Source organism: Halomonas sp. DP5Y7-2, assembly GCF_019802025.1.
Lineage (GTDB): Bacteria > Pseudomonadota > Gammaproteobacteria > Pseudomonadales > Halomonadaceae > Halomonas > Halomonas litopenaei_A.
Genome location: NZ_JAHVHY010000008.1, coordinates 265,987 through 280,089, shown reverse-complemented (window position 1 = coordinate 280,089; position 14,103 = coordinate 265,987). Strand labels below are relative to the sequence as shown.

Genomic DNA, 14,103 nt, shown 5'->3' with positions numbered 1-14,103 from the left:
CGCCGACCACCGTGTCGGCGCTTTTTTTCGTGTGTATCCTGGTTTGTGATCACTAACTATCTGGTTTTATGAAATATTATACAGAAGCCCCCGGGCGCCCCGATGATCGACAGCAGCATCAGGAGGCCGCGGTGGCGCAACCAGTGCTGACCGGAACGGCCTTTGCTGAACGCCTGCTGGCATGGTTTGACCGGCATGGACGGCATGATCTGCCATGGCAGGAGAATCGCACGGCATATTCCGTGTGGGTCTCGGAAATCATGCTGCAGCAGACTCAGGTGGCCACTGTTATTCCCTATTTCGAGCGCTTCATGCAGCGGTTTCCTGATGTGCAGTCGTTGGCAGAGGCCTCTCAGGATGAGGTGCTCCACCTATGGACCGGGCTTGGGTATTACGCAAGAGGCCGGAATCTGCATAAAGCTGCCAGAGAGGTGGTGGAACAGCATGGCGGAGAGTTTCCGGTCGACAGCGTCGACGCCATGGCAGCACTGCCCGGCATAGGGCGGTCGACGGCTGGCGCGGTCATCGCCCAGAGCACCGGACGGCGTGCGGTCATTCTGGACGGTAACGTCAAACGCGTGCTGACCCGCCTGCATGCGGTGGAAGGTTGGCCTGGTCGACCTGCCGTGGAGCGACAGCTGTGGACGCTGGCCGACCACTACACACCAACCAAGCGGGTGGTGGACTTTACCCAGGGCATGATGGACCTGGGCGCGACGCTGTGTCGTCGTGGCCAACCTGAGTGTGAGCGTTGCCCCTTCAACGATGTCTGTGTGGCGCGAGCGCGCAACGAGCAAAAGCGTTTCCCCGAGTCCAAGCCGAAGAAGCGTGTTCCGCTGCGTCAGACCCGAATGCTGGTATTGCGTGACCGGCGTGGTCGTATTCTGTTGGAGCAGCGACCTTCCCAGGGGCTGTGGGGCGGGCTGTGGAGCTTGCCGCAGTTCGACAGCGATGACGAGATCGATACATGGCTCGCCCTGCAGATGGGGCATGCACAAAGGCAGGCGCCGTGGCAGAGCTTTGTACATGTGTTTAGCCACTTCCGGCTCGAGATCACGCCTGTACCAGCGCAAGTAGAGGCGGCGGATCAGGTCGCCGAGGGGCGCATGTGGTACGACCCGGAGGCGCCGGAGTCAGTTGGACTGGCGGCGCCGGTGAAAAAGCTGCTGGAAACGCTGGCGCCCTTTACTCTGCGCCCACCAGGGCCGGAGAGGGCTTAAGCGAGGCCGGCCTGGGCTGCTATGCTCGGGCCAGCTAGCGACCGCTTCATCTATTTGGCGCTTCAGCAGACGCTGCACCCACAGGAGAGAGTCATGAGCCAGACCGTATTCTGCCGCAAGTATCAGAAAGAACTCGACGCCCTGCCGTTTCCGCCCCTGCCGGGCAAGAAGGGCCAGGAGATCCAGGCCAGCATTTCGCGTCAGGCCTGGGAGGAGTGGCAGGCGCTGCAGACCCGCCTGATCAACGAGAAGCACCTCAACATGATGGAGCCCAGCAGCCGCGAGTACCTGATGGAGCAGATGGAACGCTTCTTCGACAATCAGGAAACCGACCGCGCAGAGGGCTACGTCCCGCGTGATATCTAGGCTTCAGCCTGCTTCGGTCGTGGTCGCCATCATTTTGAAAGAAAAGGGGTTGACGGAAAACGGAGGAATTGGTTTAATACGTCGCGTTGGCAAGGGGCCAGATAGCTCAGTTGGTAGAGCAGGGGATTGAAAATCCCCGTGTCGGCGGTTCGATTCCGTCTCTGGCCACCAACTCTGCTGGGGTATCGCCAAGTGGTAAGGCACCGGTTTTTGGTATCGGCATGCGCAGGTTCGAATCCTGCTACCCCAGCCACGCCAACCCCGTTTCGGGTGAAGCGCTGAAAGGCGAATCATCAGAGCAGCAAGCGACCGTTAGGTCGACCCGAGCCGGCATAGCTCAGTTGGTAGAGCAACTGACTTGTAATCAGTAGGTCCCGGGTTCGACTCCTGGTGCCGGCACCATCTAAAAGATGGTTGGAAATCAAAAGCTTGCTGCAACATCAAAACCGCCCCTCGAGGCGGTTTTTTTGTGCTTGCGTAGATTTTTTGCGTAGATTCATGCCCTATTCTTTCGAGCCTGGCCAGTGCACCAGCGGAACGCTGAGGTCGTAAACATCGAGCATGGCGGCTGAGCGGTGGCCGCTGGCCTCTTGCTTGTCGTGACGGGTGCCCTGGGTGTCGGTGATGCCGCGACGCTTCAGGTCGTGTAGACCGAATCGCTCTTCTGTTGTGATCACCTCTTCCTCGATGGCCATCTTGATGAGCCGCTGCCAGGCGGTGTCCAGGCTCGACTTCCGCAACTCTCCACCATCGGCGGCCACAATGAGAGGGCGTCGGGTTGGGGTAACGGGTACTGCGGTGTTGCGGGCTCGCCAGATTCTGGCCCGTAAGTCTGTTGCGGCCTGCCATGCTGTGCGCAGCCTTGGATACCAGCGCACGATATTGTCTCGGGAGCCCTTTCGCCGATTGGTCATGACCCCTTCGGTGATGGCGTTGGCGTCGGTCAGGGTGACGATCTCGATACCGCGCAGCCGGCAGATGTACGCCAGCTCCATGACGATCCACAGGTAGGGCGCGCAGGCGCCTTTCTCACCTCGGCTACGCTGGCCGCGCTCCCGTGCAAAATCCGTCAGTCGGGCGATGGTGTCGAGTTCCGGCAGGCGGCGCAGGCGGCGCTCTTTCGCCGCTTCCACGCCCTGAGCGGGATTGCTTTCGCAGTACCCGCGGTTGATGCCCCAGCGGAACAGGCGGCGTAAGTAGCGCAGAAGGTGGTTAGCCTTGGCCGGCGTGCCTTCGGCGGCGATCTTGTCGACGATGCGCTGGACCAGGGCCGGTTTGAAATGGCGAGTGGCCACGTCGCCCAGTGGCTTGCCCAGTTTGGTCGGCAAGGTCAGCGCTAGGTCTCGGCAGTAGTCGTAGTCCTTGCGTGTCTTGGGCTCGAGGTTCTTGTACTGGGCCGACTGATGAAACTGGTCCGCCAGATAGCGCAGCGTGTCCCGGTCGATGCCCTGTCGCTGCTCCATGATGCGATGGAGCTCTGACAGGGTCGCTTGGGAGTCCGCAACGTTGTTCCGTCGTAGTTTTCCCGCTTCATCACGGTATTGGATGTACCATCTGCCTCTTCCACGAGCATCGAAGTAGATTCCGACAGGAAGTCTGGCTTGATCGATATGGGACGGAATCGCCGCATTGTAGCGGCGCTTCGGGCCCGGCTTGATGCTCTTGTTCATATGATCTGCCTGGGATCGATGTCGTCATCGTTGGCCTGCTGCACGAATCCTCCGGCCTGGTTGATCAGGTCGATGGTGGTCCAGGGGCCAGAGCGCCCATTGAATACCCTTACCCCTTGCTCACGCAGGCAGCGCGCCACATCGCCGGGGCGCTGGTAGCCGGTGATCTGTTTCAGGTCCTCGCAGGACAGCACAGCCTGGTGACTCATGACGTCCTCCTGTTTCTGCCACGCCAGTGATTGAAACGGTTACGGATGATGCGGAACTGACGCGCCGCCTGAGGGCGGTGGTCCAGCATGGCACGGCTGTCGATCTGGCAGGCTCGGCACAGCCAATCCCTCGCGTCCTGTTCAGTGTGGGTGCCGTCTGGTACATCGGCACCGAACCGAGCCCGGGCGCGGCGATCTAGGTAGAGGCGAAAGGCTGTGTCCTGGCAAAGCATCGCCGCAGCTTTGGCCATTGGGCCGCCTCTGTTTGTGCTCATGATTCGTCCTTATCCGCTTGATCTGCGTTCCGCTCAGGATCGAAGAGCTCACGGGCGTCTCGGCTGAGTTTCCTCGCCTCCCAGGCCAGTATCAGAGTCATGACGACGGCGATCACGGCGATGATGATCAGGATGGTGTCCGGGTTCATGAATCGCTTTCCCCGTTCTCAAAAATCTTGAGCCCCTTGCGAACGACAGAGGCAGCCATTTTCCGTCTACTTTGCTGATCTTCCTGACCTTTAAGCGCTTCGAGTAGAGCAATGGCAAGCCGAGCGGTGTCACCCGGCTTGCGGTCGATACCGCACTCGAGCGAGATCTTTGCATCGCTGACGCTGGTGTTGAGGAGGCTACTTATGGAGTCTCTTTCAGCGGACATGACGGCTCTTCCTCTCGTTGATCTGCTGGCACTCGATGCAGGTGGTGGCCCAGGGAGCGGCCTTCCGTCGGGCTTCGGGGATCTCGCCCCCGCATTCGTGGCATTCGAGGGGGGTGGCCCAGTCGATGCCGATCCAGGTATGGCGGTTGGCCAGGGCGCCCTCGAGGTGGCGCTCCTGGATCTCGGTAGCGATGTCGGCGTTGTCAGCCATTGGCAAGTTCCTTCTCGGGGATGGCGGGGGTGAAACCGAGGCGATAGCCCCGGCGCCAAAGGTTGAACCAAAGCAGCCAGGCCACTGCCGCGCTCACAGGCCGGCCGGCTCGCCGTGAGGCAAAGAGCTGCATGGCCCTGCGCTGGCTGGTGGCGGTGCTGTAGGGATCAGCGCGACCGAGCGGGTCGAGCACCATGTAGAGGCGATCATTCATGGATGCGCTCCTGGATGGCCTGGCTATCACGGTAAGAGCACCGATGCTTCTTGAGGGCGCGGCGCAGCTCTTCTTCGCTGTCGAAGCTGACGACCATGGCGAAGCGGTGACGGACCCGACCGCTGCCTTCGGTGAGTACCGCTAGTTCGCCGGCGTCCTGCAGGATCCCGCGAGGGGCCTTGTGATCCACTTGATGGGTGCGCATGTTGTTCTCCTCGTGACAGCGGCTCATTGCAGTTCCGGCGGGAAATACTCTTCCCACTCAGGTTCAGGAGCCGGGATGTATTGCCCGCGCTCGGCGAGGACTCGCCGTGCTGTCGGGTCGTGCTGGGCAAGCCGCAGGGCCGCAGCTCTGGCATATCTTGCTTCGATGTCGGCGGACTCCATCTCCGCGCGCTGGACTTCACTGGCTCGCCACTTCTTAAAGCGCTCGAGTTGCTCGGCCAGGACCTCCGGAGGGGGAGTGCGGGGGGTGACATCCACCCCCGTACAGTTATTGACACAAGTCCAAGCGTCGTCGGCTTCGCCGCCTCCGAACCGCCCCGCCGCACGCTGGTTGCGAGAGCGAATCTCCCACCGGTACAGGCGAGTGAGGTATTCCGAGGCATCGCCCCGGTCATCCTTGACGACCAAACCAACGGTGGCCTTGACCGTCTCGCCATAGCGACCGCGCATCTCGATGCCGGTGTTGACCTCGCCGGTGGAGTGGCTGAATTCTTCCCGACCGGTATCCATGCGGGTGACGATCCAGGGCTTGATGGGCTGGTCAATGCGGGGGCAGTTGGGACCGCCCATCAGTCGCAGGAAAAGGTCCCACTGGCCTGCGTTGGCTGCCTTGCGGATCTCGTGCAGACGCCTGGCGGCCTTCGGTATCGGACGGGTAGCCTCTTCCCACAATCGGAGCTGCTCGGCTTGGCGTTCGTTGAGGCGGCGAACTTCTCGCCAGACGGTGACGGAGGGCAGGCCAACGAACTGGAACTGTCGAATGCCCCAGACGGCGGCCCAGGCTTCGATACGTGGTGCGCTGGAGGTCATCTCCTGGCCGTAGCAGTCGGCGTCCATGAACTGCTGACCGTTGATGTTCTTACTGATGTACTTGGCGACGTAGCCGGCGGCGGTGCCCCGGCTGTGGTCGATCTTGACCGCCTTGAAGCGGGCACTTGTCTTCTGGCCACGGCGGTCGATGAGTTCCTCAGGGGACTCGGCTTCGGCGTACTCCCTGAGCACCTCGGTAACCCGGCGTTCCGCCTCTGGTTTCATCCACAGCAGCAGATGCCAATGCGGTGTGCCGTCGTGATGGGGCTCGACCACGCGAATGCCGTAGACCGCCAGCTTCTCCCTGGCGAGTTTCGCCCGTGCCTTGGCCCATACCTGCTGCAGGTGCTGTTGTGCTTCACGCGGTGTGCTGCCGTCGTAACGGCGATTGCGGCGGCAGTGGCGAGAATGCACCGGGTGAAAGCGCGACGGCGTGGTCAGGGTGTAGAACATTCCCAGGTGGCCCAAGCGGCGCGATTCGACCTCGGTATCGCGGATACGCAGCATCAGCTCTGCACGACGGTGGTCGGCGTTGGCCAGTCCTAACTCGGCCAATTCGGCCAGGGTGTAGGTCTGGCCGTCCTGATTGATGGCCTCAAGGGTTTCCAGCAGCGCCCGGTTGCGGGTCTTCTGCTGGTCGCGGCGCTCTAAGGTCAGGTTGCTGCAGTAGATGCCGGCCCGTTTGTGGACTCGGTGGGCTTCGCGCTGGACCTGCTCGAGGCGGCGCCCGCAGATCCGCCGGAGTTGGCGACGCCACCACAGGCCGTCGCACAGCCTGGCCATCTGGCGCTCTCCACTCCAGCTCAGAGGAGGTGGCGCGATGCCGTGCAGGCGGGCACGCTTGCGCGCACTGACGAGTGCCATCTCTGTGGCCACGCCCAGGCTCATAGGCGGCTGGTAGGTAAAGCGGAACACGGCCATCAACGGCACGCAGCGGTCCGGAGCGGTCAGCGGATTGCGGGAGTCGGCGACATGGTCCTGCCACTGGCGCATGCGCTTGGACAGTGGCCCTCGCAGCTCACAAGACGGCACGGGCACCGGCAGCAGTCCGTTATGCCGACGGCGGTTGTAGATGGAGATGTTGCCGATGAACTGGTCGCGGTCCTTTTCGATGGCTCGAGCTTGAGTCTCGGCGTAGGTCACCAGGACGTCATCGTCGTGGGTGGCGTTGAGCGAGCCCACGACCAGGCGCCGCTCAACCTCTATCAGCCAGGCGTTGGCCGAACGGATGCCCTCTATGGTGGTTTTCTCACGCTGTTTGATCGCGGCGGCGCCGCGCTCAAGGTCCGAGGCGATGGGGCGAAAGCGCTCCAGAATACGAGAGGGCTCTATCAGGTCGCCGGCCTGGCGACGTAGCCAGCGGTTGCCCGCGGCGTTGCCGTGACGTTTGGCAACGTGCAGGAACCCACGCGCCAGATCCTCGGCCAGGCTGGGCAAACGGCCAAAGAACTCAGCGTTCCGCCAGCGCTGGCAATCCGCCGTGCCGTACTCCAGGGTTTGCTCGACAGCGCTCATTGCGTGTCGGCCCCGTTGTTTTCGGCGGCCATCTCGCCCTCAATTTCGTTGATGAGCGCCCAGACTCGATAGCGAGCATCACGGCACCAGCGCTCACTTTCGGTGTCCCCCATCCCTTCAAAATCACGCATGCCCCGGTACAGATGCGCTGTGACGGACTGCAACGACTCGATGGTCTTCTCCTTGTGGTTAATCGCCGTCATCACATCACCCCTCGCTCAATCATCGACACCCAGTGCATGGCGGCTTTGATATCGCCATCCGTTAATGCCTCTCTGGCGTGGCTGGCCAGCTCCTGGCTGGGGTGGGGGCGTTCGCCCTGCAGACGGTCGCGCAGCTGGTTGGCGTAGCGACTCATGCGGTGAATGGCTGCGCGGATGGCGTCACGGCTGGCCTTTGGCATGTCCGCCACGTGCCTGCGGCTATCCCGCTCTCGGTGCGGGAAGTTGGCGCTGGCCATCAGTGCCTTGCGCTCTGGGTGCGTGAGCTCATCCCACAGCACGACCAGGTCGTGGTCGGCGCAGCGCTGGTGCAGCTCGGCGCGCAGCGCGCCCCAGTTACCACGGTCGGGAGCGACTGGGGAGGGCTGGCGGGACGTCGGTAACGGATGAACGGAGGCGGACATAGCGGCGACCTCTGGTGGCTCAGGGGAAGGTGTCAGTGCTCGAGGACGACGGGCTGCCGCGAGCTGTGCTCGATGACGGCTGCGCCACCTTCCTGGCGTGCCCGGTCGAGCAGACGCAACAGATCGCTGACGGTGAAGGCAGTAGAGCGGCCATCGCCGGAACGAAGCACGACCAGGTGCGAGGTGGTGGCGTCCACATCGATACGCGCTTTCTGGTTGACGCTTTCGATCTCGGCATAGGCCTGCAGAGCGGCGGTCTCGGCAGCGTGCTCGGGCATACCGTGATCGTTGACCAGGTGATCGATGCAGTTGCCGAGTGCGGTGACGCGGTTGTGCCAGCGGTCCCTGAACAGTTGAGCGGTGGCGATATTGGTGGCATCCAGTTGGGGAATGCTGAATTTCGGGCGCAGTTGGCTAACGGTGGCCACGGCGAGCCTCCTTGAATCGGTGATTTTCGTGGGGTTTGTGGTCAGCTGATCTCTGGCATCAACTGGGCTAGTAGCCCTGGCGAGATCGGTATTCTTACGCCGGGGGCCGGCTGACTGCTGGGAGACAGGGTGTAGGTGATTTCCAGTCCCGCCTTGCCTCGCCAGCCACACTCGTCATTGGTACAGACGAGGTACAGCTCGCGGCAGACCGGACTGATCTGACTCGACGTCCGGATGCGCGCATAGCTCTGGCAATGCGGGCAGACCACACGCATGAATCCGCTCACCGCCGCCCTCCTTTCACGTCGTAGAGCGCTCGTCCGCGCCCTGTCAGGCTCTGGGTGCCCTTGCGCAGACGACGGCGCAGCAGCCACTCGGCGGCTTGGTCGAGGGTTTCCAGTCCCTCTCGCTCGCGAACCGCGGCGATGGCTTCTTCGAGTTCCTCGTCGAGGCTCAGGCGAAGTTTCGTCATGGGGCGGGGGCTCCTTGAGGACCTTTTGTGCACCTATCGCTTACTGCGTGCGATGGGCGACATTGGGCGTGAGGATGTCGCTGACGCCGAGTGTTTCCAGCGCTTCCTTGAGGACCAGCTGCCGGAGCAGAGTGGCTTTGGAAATGCCGGTGTAGTCGACAAGGGCGTCAATCACCTTGGCTTCGTACTCATCGAGGTTGATGGCGGCGTAGCGGGAGCGAATCCGACGTGTGTCCTGGTGCATGGCAGCGATTCCTTGGCGGCTTAGGCGTTAACGGGGTGTCCACCGCCAGAAGCGGCAATGCCCCGCAGGTAGAACAGACGAAGGGTGGCGGACTTGGTGCGAGACTCCTGGCGTGCAAGTGTTTCCAGCTGCTCACGCTCGTCTTCAGTGAGTAGTGCCGTAACGGGTTGTGAGCACCCTGAAGGTGACCGATTCACGGTAGCTGCGGTGTTCAAGGAGGTGTTCATGCGCTAATGTTCCTATCAACAGTTCTGAACAGTTACGAACGTGCGGGTTGTAACGAATGTTCATGCTCGTTTGTTCCTATGTGCTCAAAACATATTGCACGTTTGTGCATGTGTCAAAACTTTTTTGGGGTCCTCGTGACGTTTCATGAACGATTGAGAGCAGAGCGACTGAGGCTAAAGCTGTCCCAAGAGCGCTTTGCTCAGCTGGCCGGCGTGTCCAATCGCTCACAGGCCAACTACGAAAATGGTGATCGAAAGCCCCAGGTCGACTATCTGGAGGCTCTTGAAGCGGCGGGGGTCGATACCTTTTTTGTCGTCACTGGTCGGCGCCAGGCCGAGGCAAGCGATGAAGCAGGCAGTGGCACGGTGCAGGATCCCCAAGGTCCGGATACCTGTCGTTTAGTCTCAGGTATCAGCACTGCTGATACTTCTGGCCTCTGTGCCCTGCCGATGTATGACATCGAGGCGGCGGCGGGCGATGGCCGGGCGTTGGAAGCTGAAGAGATCGAGACCACTCTGTACTTCCCCAGCGAGCAGCTGGCCGCCCAGGGGCTGGATCCCGATCACGTGGTCGGCGTGAAGGTGCGCGGCGACAGTATGGAAACCACGCTGACCGATGGTGACTGGGTCCTGGTCGACCGAAAGGATCGACCTGATCGTCCAGAAGGGGTGTTTCTGCTACTGGTAGAAGGCGAACGCCGCATCAAGCGGGTGCAGCGTGTCGCAGGCGGCGCCTGGGTGTTGATCAGTGACAACAGTCATTACCAGGCCGAGATGATTCCGCCCGAGAAGGTCGGCAATGTTGTGGTGTTGGGGCGGTGCGTGGTTAGGATCGGAAGAATTTCTTGAAAAATGCGGCTGAGGCTGCTCAACAAAGCTGCTCGAGAAAGGGTGGCGCGTAAGGAGATCAGGGGAATGAAAGCGCTATTTTTTGCTGTGTTGTTATCACTGGCCACAGTGCCAGCGATTGCTGCTGAATGGTATGAAAACGGCTCGCTTCATGGGGAGTCTGCTTTGGTATGGCAGGAGGCTAGCGATGCCAATAAGCTCGCAACAGCTGGTGACCTCATAGCTTCATCCTTTCAGAATGACATGCTCATCCCCGAGATCTCATCCCGTATCCGTAGCGTCGATGACATTCGCCCACTGGCGGAGGAGTTGGTCAATCAACTGGATGCAGCGTTCGAGCCTGAAGATGATCCTTCCCAGAATCGCCAGATTTACGCGAATCAGAAGGTTAACGAGACAGCGGCGATGTTGCTGATCATGATGGGTTGGGTTGACTTAGGCTGAAGGATAGAAGAGGCCGTCATGAGAGCGCTGTTATTGGTTTTTTGTCTGTTTATTACCCCTCTGGCCTTAGGGAAAAATCTACCTCGGTACGATCCTGAAGCGTATTGCCAAGCGGATACTGATAGTCCTTCACTCTACAACCTTTGCATAGAGGATGAGCAAGGTTATTACAACGATCTACGCCAGAGTTGGAACGATGTTCCTGACGATATCAAGAGCTACTGTATTGAAGATAACCGCGACGGCATAGGCTTGCCCAGCTACTCAATGCTGGAGTTGTGTGTCTCTGATGAAGTTGAGGCGGCCAACAACGTAAGTACTTTCAGCTTCGACTGAGCATTTTTTATGCGAGTGAACTACCTTGGCCCGGCGATTCCGGGCCTTACAAATCCCTGCGTTTCTACTTTGGGAATCAAGGATATATCGCCCCGGTGCTACCTGGTCGAGGTGTCGGATGAGGCCGGTATTGATGGTGAGATCATGGAGGGGGATGTGCTGGTGGTGGATGAGTCCGCACCGCTTTGCCATGGAGATCTGGCTGTCCTTGAGGTGGAACGCCAGTTGCGCCTTTTCTATAGCCATCGCATTGGTGGTTCGCATTACGTGATGGAAGTGGGTGGGGGTGACGAGATGTTTGCGAAGGTGAAGGATTTTCGCGGTGTGGTGGTGCGCCATTTTTCGTTGTCGGCGGTGGTGGGATAGGTTTTTCTATATTTAAAGGTGCTGTTAAGTCATGGATTTAAGAGAAGAAATTCAGAGAAATGCTGTCGCTGACGAAGTGCAAGCTCTTATTGCAGTAGTGATACCTGTGCTAAAAGGCACTCTTTTTGCAATTAAGAGGGAAGCTGTTGAGGACGCTGGTGGTATCGAAAGATTGTTGTTGCGCCAATTGCCTCGTACGTACCGAGCCGGCGACGGTGATTGTGGAATATCGTTCGAGTACGCAGTGCATGATGCCGTGGTACATGGCAATGCTGATGTGGTCAATCGCATTCAAGACGCTCTTCAAAGGCACTGCAGGATACGTCAAGGTGACCCATCGTCATTGCTTTTTGGCGTAGAGAAGACTGGTGCGCTCCAGTTGATTGACTCTGTTAAAGAGAACCTCACTAGTGAGTCAAGACTGCTGTCCGGAAGTAAGGGGCAGCCGGTTAAGTTGAAGAAGCATATTGACTCAGTGGCTGCTGCTTTCAGACGACGTTCTGTCAGAGAGACACTTCCAAGCTGCATTAGTGGGCTTTGGAAAGCAGACCTGTTTCTTGGTTCAACTGAAACTGATCAGTGGGTTGGCACGACTGTCAAGATTAATCCTAGAAGTTTAGAAGGAGCTCCAGGACTACGGGTCGCGGTTGTTCCTTCTCAGGAAGGTCGGAGTGATCAAATTCGTCGCGATAATGGGAAGAATCTTGTAGTAGTTCCTCTTCCTTACGACGGGGCTTTTATGGAAGTTTTTTACCAAGGTTGGCAGATTGTTCAGCAATTTATTGCTGCTGATGCACAACTTCCTAAAGAGGTTGCGCTGCCGAGGGCTGCAGATAGGCAAGTATGCAGGATGCTTGTTGAACGTCGAGACTTCCCGGTTGTAGACGTGTTAGCAGCACTGGCACCTCTTGCTCAGCCGGAGTTGCTTGAGACCCAAGAAGAGGAGGCTTCGGTGGATTACCGTCGAGGCGAATCTAGTCAGACTAATATCTTGGTTGCACCTCAAGCTTCTTCGCAATTTTAACAGTCTTCTGGCGATGGTAGACTGGCTTTCCGAAAAATTAGGTGGGTACAGGGGAGCTAACTTTCGATAACTATTGTGTAGTTATCGACGAGATTAATAGTGAACCTGAAAGCATGGCCGGGCTTATTTTGCTCGGCTATTTTGGTCTCATGTTTCAGTGTTTTTGGTATGAATAAACTCTCCAGCATGGCTGAGTAGCGTATTTGGTGAACTGAAAGCACGAGCTAGCTTTCTCTCAACTTCTTGCCAGTGTTCTCTCGAGCATGTATTAATAGGCTAATCAACTCCGCTGAGAACTGCATAGAACGGCAAAGAGATTTATGTTCTATTTTTTCGGTGAATCCATAGAAATTATCTTCGGTTGACGCCAGCGACGTGACGGTTCAGTGCATTCGCATCGTCAGTTTCTATCGTGATGGTGACGAGTCGCACGTAATTTGCGTACTCTCTCGCCCTAGAAAATCAACCTCAGGATCGTCAACCTGCCTTTATACTTTATTGTTATTAAGAACCTTTTCTCAACTCGATTTTGAGCTGGCTATTGAAAGCACTAGATGCCAGTCGATGCCTTATCTCACTGAGTACCCAGTTCTTTTTTTCAATCTCTCGCTTCCAGCCAATCAATCGCACCGGAGTCTCTGGGTAGAGGTCGGGGCGGCCTTCGGCCAGATCAAGCGTGAACTCGGCGCCACCCCGCTCAAGCCGCTGCATCTCGCTTTGGGCAGCGGCGAGGGCGTCGTCTTCGCTGGCGTAGGTGGGGCGAAGGCGCTTCAGGTTGTCGGTGTCGCCGACGATAACTTCCTTTCGTTCGGCGTGCGCAGTGTCGTTCCAGTAGGCCAGCACGCCGGTGAAGGCGTCGCGGTCGGTGACCACGTAGCGGTGGCGGTCGCCTACTTGGCGATACAGGTCGATAGGCGGAATCTCGGTGCCACCGGCGGTGGTGGCCTGGCCAGCGTGGATGAACAGTAGATTGCCGGCTTTCACGGTGGCGATGGCGTCGTAGCGCTCGGCGAGGCGGGTCAGGAAGTGCAGGTCGCTTTCGTCGGTCTGATCGATGTGACCGACGCGGATCCCACTGAGGCCGTCGCTGATTCTCGGCTCCAGTTCGTGGCGCTTAGCGATGGTTGTAATGATGTCGCGCAGCACCAAGTTATCCCAGCTCTGGGAGCGCTTGCCCGGTAGACCCTGGCGCATGTCGGCGGAGCGTGCGCGGATGGTCATCAGGTCCGGGGCGCCGCTGTGTTCCACCTCATCGACGATGTAGATGCCTCGGTCGATCAGCGGCTCGCCTTTCCAACCCATGGCCAGGTGCAGCTCCGCGCCACGTGGCGGCAGGGCGAGGCGCCCATCGTGGTCGTTGAGGGTAATGTCGAGCTGGTCGGCTTCGAGTCCGCGGCGGTCGGTGAGCGACAATCGCTGTAGGCGTGCGTCCAACTCCGGACTGATCACCTGCCCCTGGAGCGTCAGGCGGTAGTCTGGTGTCCGCGCCGGGCGCCCGGGCTGTAGCAGCGAAGAGCCAAGAAGTTGGATCATGCCAGGACCCCGTTGAGTCCGGTCACCAGCGCTCGGGTGAGTGCGTTGCTGGCTAGTTGGTCGGTGGCATCTTCATCGATGCGCTGGAGGGTCAGGTCAAAGTCGATCTTTTGGGCGGCGCCATCGCGAAAGAAGGCGCTCTTGCGCTCGTTGAGGCTCTCGATCACGAACAGACCGTAGACGCTGCCGCTACCCTCTATCAGCGGCCAGGCGCCGCCGGCATTGGCCATCTGGCGTAGCTGGTCGAGACTCTGCTGGCCACCGGTGAACTGAGGCAGCAGGGTGCCGGTCAGTGTGATGCTATCGCCGTCAGGCCCCAGAAACTGACGAGAGGGCCGGCGTCCGACTCGGCCCTGAGGCACATGACGCCAGGCCGTCTGGCGTTGCAGTTCCTGGTAGGCGGCGGTGGAAAGGCCAAAGACGAAGAGACCGTAGGCCATCATCATGCGGGTGTTCCTCCCTGG

The 14,103-nt window shown here is 59.3% G+C and carries 24 protein-coding genes and 3 tRNA genes; 10 read left to right on the top strand and 17 right to left on the bottom strand.

Features of this window, described 5'->3' with window-relative positions; translation table 11 throughout:
- Positions 1-68 precede the first annotated feature (68 nt).
- From mutY to KUW18_RS16800, 5 genes are all read left to right on the top strand, one after another.
- Positions 69-1,220, top strand: coding sequence for an A/G-specific adenine glycosylase (gene mutY / locus KUW18_RS16820; protein WP_222163907.1), 1,152 nt, complete (start codon positions 69-71; stop codon positions 1,218-1,220).
- A 93-nt stretch (positions 1,221-1,313) separates the two neighbouring features.
- Positions 1,314-1,586 (top strand): oxidative damage protection protein, encoded by a 273-nt coding sequence (locus KUW18_RS16815; protein WP_206940742.1) that lies wholly within the window; start codon positions 1,314-1,316, stop codon positions 1,584-1,586.
- 95 nt (positions 1,587-1,681) lie between these two features.
- A tRNA-Phe gene (locus KUW18_RS16810) sits at positions 1,682-1,757 on the top strand.
- Positions 1,758-1,764: 7 nt separating this feature from the next.
- Positions 1,765-1,839: transfer RNA gene (locus KUW18_RS16805), tRNA-Gln, on the top strand.
- A 73-nt stretch (positions 1,840-1,912) separates the two neighbouring features.
- A tRNA-Thr gene (locus KUW18_RS16800) sits at positions 1,913-1,988 on the top strand.
- Positions 1,989-2,089: 101 nt separating this feature from the next.
- Here KUW18_RS16800 and xerC read toward each other — a convergent pair.
- From xerC to KUW18_RS16725, 15 genes are all read right to left on the bottom strand, one after another.
- Positions 2,090-3,256, bottom strand: a complete 1,167-nt coding sequence (gene xerC / locus KUW18_RS19825; protein ID WP_261396751.1) for a tyrosine recombinase XerC — start codon at positions 3,254-3,256, stop codon at positions 2,090-2,092.
- On the bottom strand, positions 3,253-3,465 hold the full coding sequence (locus KUW18_RS16790; RefSeq protein WP_222561946.1) for a DUF4224 domain-containing protein: 213 nt from the start codon (positions 3,463-3,465) through the stop codon (positions 3,253-3,255). The genes xerC and KUW18_RS16790 overlap by 4 nt, the downstream gene beginning before the upstream one ends.
- A gap of 271 nt (positions 3,466-3,736) precedes the next feature.
- The gene (locus tag KUW18_RS16785) at positions 3,737-3,889 is read right to left on the bottom strand and encodes a hypothetical protein (protein ID WP_222561945.1); all 153 of its coding nucleotides are present in this window, start codon (positions 3,887-3,889) and stop codon (positions 3,737-3,739) included.
- On the bottom strand, positions 3,886-4,116 hold the full coding sequence (locus tag KUW18_RS16780; RefSeq protein ID WP_222561944.1) for a hypothetical protein: 231 nt from the start codon (positions 4,114-4,116) through the stop codon (positions 3,886-3,888). The genes KUW18_RS16785 and KUW18_RS16780 overlap by 4 nt, the downstream gene beginning before the upstream one ends.
- Positions 4,106-4,327: a TraR/DksA family transcriptional regulator gene (locus KUW18_RS16775; protein ID WP_222561943.1), complete on the bottom strand. Its 222-nt coding sequence runs from the start codon at positions 4,325-4,327 to the stop codon at positions 4,106-4,108. Before KUW18_RS16775 ends, KUW18_RS16780 begins: the two co-directional genes overlap by 11 nt.
- Positions 4,320-4,541: a hypothetical protein gene (locus KUW18_RS16770; RefSeq protein ID WP_222561942.1), complete on the bottom strand. Its 222-nt coding sequence runs from the start codon at positions 4,539-4,541 to the stop codon at positions 4,320-4,322. The genes KUW18_RS16775 and KUW18_RS16770 overlap by 8 nt, the downstream gene beginning before the upstream one ends.
- Positions 4,534-4,746, bottom strand: coding sequence for a hypothetical protein (locus KUW18_RS16765; RefSeq protein ID WP_222561941.1), 213 nt, complete (start codon positions 4,744-4,746; stop codon positions 4,534-4,536). Before KUW18_RS16765 ends, KUW18_RS16770 begins: the two co-directional genes overlap by 8 nt.
- Positions 4,747-4,769: 23 nt before the next feature.
- Positions 4,770-7,091: a replication endonuclease gene (locus KUW18_RS16760; RefSeq protein WP_222561940.1), complete on the bottom strand. Its 2,322-nt coding sequence runs from the start codon at positions 7,089-7,091 to the stop codon at positions 4,770-4,772.
- Positions 7,088-7,294: a hypothetical protein gene (locus tag KUW18_RS16755; RefSeq protein ID WP_222561939.1), complete on the bottom strand. Its 207-nt coding sequence runs from the start codon at positions 7,292-7,294 to the stop codon at positions 7,088-7,090. Before KUW18_RS16755 ends, KUW18_RS16760 begins: the two co-directional genes overlap by 4 nt.
- Positions 7,294-7,716, bottom strand: a complete 423-nt coding sequence (locus tag KUW18_RS16750; RefSeq protein ID WP_222561938.1) for a hypothetical protein — start codon at positions 7,714-7,716, stop codon at positions 7,294-7,296. The genes KUW18_RS16755 and KUW18_RS16750 overlap by 1 nt, the downstream gene beginning before the upstream one ends.
- Before the next feature lie 32 nt (positions 7,717-7,748).
- A complete protein-coding gene (locus KUW18_RS16745) occupies positions 7,749-8,144 on the bottom strand; it encodes a hypothetical protein (protein ID WP_222561937.1) in 396 nt (131 codons plus the stop codon).
- Positions 8,145-8,185: 41 nt separating this feature from the next.
- Positions 8,186-8,431, bottom strand: coding sequence for an ogr/Delta-like zinc finger family protein (locus KUW18_RS16740; protein WP_222561936.1), 246 nt, complete (start codon positions 8,429-8,431; stop codon positions 8,186-8,188).
- On the bottom strand, positions 8,428-8,616 hold the full coding sequence (locus KUW18_RS16735) for a hypothetical protein (RefSeq protein WP_222561935.1): 189 nt from the start codon (positions 8,614-8,616) through the stop codon (positions 8,428-8,430). Before KUW18_RS16735 ends, KUW18_RS16740 begins: the two co-directional genes overlap by 4 nt.
- Before the next feature lie 40 nt (positions 8,617-8,656).
- Entirely contained in the window at positions 8,657-8,860 is a 204-nt protein-coding gene (locus KUW18_RS16730; RefSeq protein WP_222561934.1) for a hypothetical protein, read from the bottom strand.
- A gap of 20 nt (positions 8,861-8,880) precedes the next feature.
- The gene (locus tag KUW18_RS16725; protein WP_222561933.1) at positions 8,881-9,087 is read right to left on the bottom strand and encodes a hypothetical protein; all 207 of its coding nucleotides are present in this window, start codon (positions 9,085-9,087) and stop codon (positions 8,881-8,883) included.
- A 135-nt stretch (positions 9,088-9,222) separates the two neighbouring features.
- Between KUW18_RS16725 and KUW18_RS16720 the strand changes: the two genes are divergently transcribed.
- The 5 genes from KUW18_RS16720 to KUW18_RS16700 all read left to right on the top strand — a co-directional run bounded on the left by KUW18_RS16720 (position 9,223) and on the right by KUW18_RS16700 (position 12,106).
- Positions 9,223-9,936 (top strand): XRE family transcriptional regulator, encoded by a 714-nt coding sequence (locus tag KUW18_RS16720; RefSeq protein WP_222561932.1) that lies wholly within the window; start codon positions 9,223-9,225, stop codon positions 9,934-9,936.
- 66 nt (positions 9,937-10,002) lie between these two features.
- Complete coding sequence (locus KUW18_RS16715) at positions 10,003-10,380, top strand: hypothetical protein (protein ID WP_222561931.1); 378 nt, start codon at positions 10,003-10,005, stop codon at positions 10,378-10,380.
- Positions 10,381-10,398: 18 nt separating this feature from the next.
- Entirely contained in the window at positions 10,399-10,716 is a 318-nt protein-coding gene (locus tag KUW18_RS16710) for a hypothetical protein (protein ID WP_222561930.1), read from the top strand.
- 9 nt (positions 10,717-10,725) lie between these two features.
- Positions 10,726-11,082 carry a hypothetical protein gene (locus tag KUW18_RS16705; protein WP_222561929.1) on the top strand — a complete coding sequence of 119 codons (357 nt, stop codon included), beginning with the start codon at positions 10,726-10,728 and terminating at the stop codon, positions 11,080-11,082.
- Between the two features lie 31 nt (positions 11,083-11,113).
- Entirely contained in the window at positions 11,114-12,106 is a 993-nt protein-coding gene (locus tag KUW18_RS16700) for a hypothetical protein (RefSeq protein WP_222561928.1), read from the top strand.
- 504 nt (positions 12,107-12,610) lie between these two features.
- On the opposite strand, the gene KUW18_RS16695 is transcribed toward KUW18_RS16700, so the two are convergent.
- Both KUW18_RS16695 and KUW18_RS16690 read right to left on the bottom strand, forming a co-directional pair.
- Complete coding sequence (locus KUW18_RS16695; protein ID WP_222561927.1) at positions 12,611-13,639, bottom strand: phage late control D family protein; 1,029 nt, start codon at positions 13,637-13,639, stop codon at positions 12,611-12,613.
- Positions 13,636-14,085 carry a phage tail protein gene (locus KUW18_RS16690; protein WP_222561926.1) on the bottom strand — a complete coding sequence of 150 codons (450 nt, stop codon included), beginning with the start codon at positions 14,083-14,085 and terminating at the stop codon, positions 13,636-13,638. The genes KUW18_RS16695 and KUW18_RS16690 overlap by 4 nt, the downstream gene beginning before the upstream one ends.
- Positions 14,086-14,103 lie beyond the last annotated feature (18 nt).

What these genes read in the sequence shown, in the direction of transcription:
- mutY (WP_222163907.1), top strand. Translation starts at nt 69, where the DNA reads ATGAAATATTATACAGAAGCCCCCGGGCGCCCCGATGATCGACAGCAG.
- KUW18_RS16815 (WP_206940742.1), top strand. Translation starts at nt 1,314, where the DNA reads ATGAGCCAGACCGTATTCTGCCGCAAGTATCAGAAAGAACTCGACGCC.
- xerC (WP_261396751.1), bottom strand. Translation starts at nt 3,256, where the DNA reads ATGAACAAGAGCATCAAGCCGGGCCCGAAGCGCCGCTACAATGCGGCG.
- KUW18_RS16790 (WP_222561946.1), bottom strand. Translation starts at nt 3,465, where the DNA reads ATGAGTCACCAGGCTGTGCTGTCCTGCGAGGACCTGAAACAGATCACC.
- KUW18_RS16785 (WP_222561945.1), bottom strand. Translation starts at nt 3,889, where the DNA reads ATGAACCCGGACACCATCCTGATCATCATCGCCGTGATCGCCGTCGTC.
- KUW18_RS16780 (WP_222561944.1), bottom strand. Translation starts at nt 4,116, where the DNA reads ATGTCCGCTGAAAGAGACTCCATAAGTAGCCTCCTCAACACCAGCGTC.
- KUW18_RS16775 (WP_222561943.1), bottom strand. Translation starts at nt 4,327, where the DNA reads ATGGCTGACAACGCCGACATCGCTACCGAGATCCAGGAGCGCCACCTC.
- KUW18_RS16770 (WP_222561942.1), bottom strand. Translation starts at nt 4,541, where the DNA reads ATGAATGATCGCCTCTACATGGTGCTCGACCCGCTCGGTCGCGCTGAT.
- KUW18_RS16765 (WP_222561941.1), bottom strand. Translation starts at nt 4,746, where the DNA reads ATGCGCACCCATCAAGTGGATCACAAGGCCCCTCGCGGGATCCTGCAG.
- KUW18_RS16760 (WP_222561940.1), bottom strand. Translation starts at nt 7,091, where the DNA reads ATGAGCGCTGTCGAGCAAACCCTGGAGTACGGCACGGCGGATTGCCAG.
- KUW18_RS16755 (WP_222561939.1), bottom strand. Translation starts at nt 7,294, where the DNA reads ATGACGGCGATTAACCACAAGGAGAAGACCATCGAGTCGTTGCAGTCC.
- KUW18_RS16750 (WP_222561938.1), bottom strand. Translation starts at nt 7,716, where the DNA reads ATGTCCGCCTCCGTTCATCCGTTACCGACGTCCCGCCAGCCCTCCCCA.
- KUW18_RS16735 (WP_222561935.1), bottom strand. Translation starts at nt 8,616, where the DNA reads ATGACGAAACTTCGCCTGAGCCTCGACGAGGAACTCGAAGAAGCCATC.
- KUW18_RS16730 (WP_222561934.1), bottom strand. Translation starts at nt 8,860, where the DNA reads ATGCACCAGGACACACGTCGGATTCGCTCCCGCTACGCCGCCATCAAC.
- KUW18_RS16725 (WP_222561933.1), bottom strand. Translation starts at nt 9,087, where the DNA reads ATGAACACCTCCTTGAACACCGCAGCTACCGTGAATCGGTCACCTTCA.
- KUW18_RS16715 (WP_222561931.1), top strand. Translation starts at nt 10,003, where the DNA reads ATGAAAGCGCTATTTTTTGCTGTGTTGTTATCACTGGCCACAGTGCCA.
- KUW18_RS16710 (WP_222561930.1), top strand. Translation starts at nt 10,399, where the DNA reads ATGAGAGCGCTGTTATTGGTTTTTTGTCTGTTTATTACCCCTCTGGCC.
- KUW18_RS16705 (WP_222561929.1), top strand. Translation starts at nt 10,726, where the DNA reads ATGCGAGTGAACTACCTTGGCCCGGCGATTCCGGGCCTTACAAATCCC.
- KUW18_RS16700 (WP_222561928.1), top strand. Translation starts at nt 11,114, where the DNA reads ATGGATTTAAGAGAAGAAATTCAGAGAAATGCTGTCGCTGACGAAGTG.
- KUW18_RS16695 (WP_222561927.1), bottom strand. Translation starts at nt 13,639, where the DNA reads ATGATCCAACTTCTTGGCTCTTCGCTGCTACAGCCCGGGCGCCCGGCG.
- KUW18_RS16690 (WP_222561926.1), bottom strand. Translation starts at nt 14,085, where the DNA reads ATGATGATGGCCTACGGTCTCTTCGTCTTTGGCCTTTCCACCGCCGCC.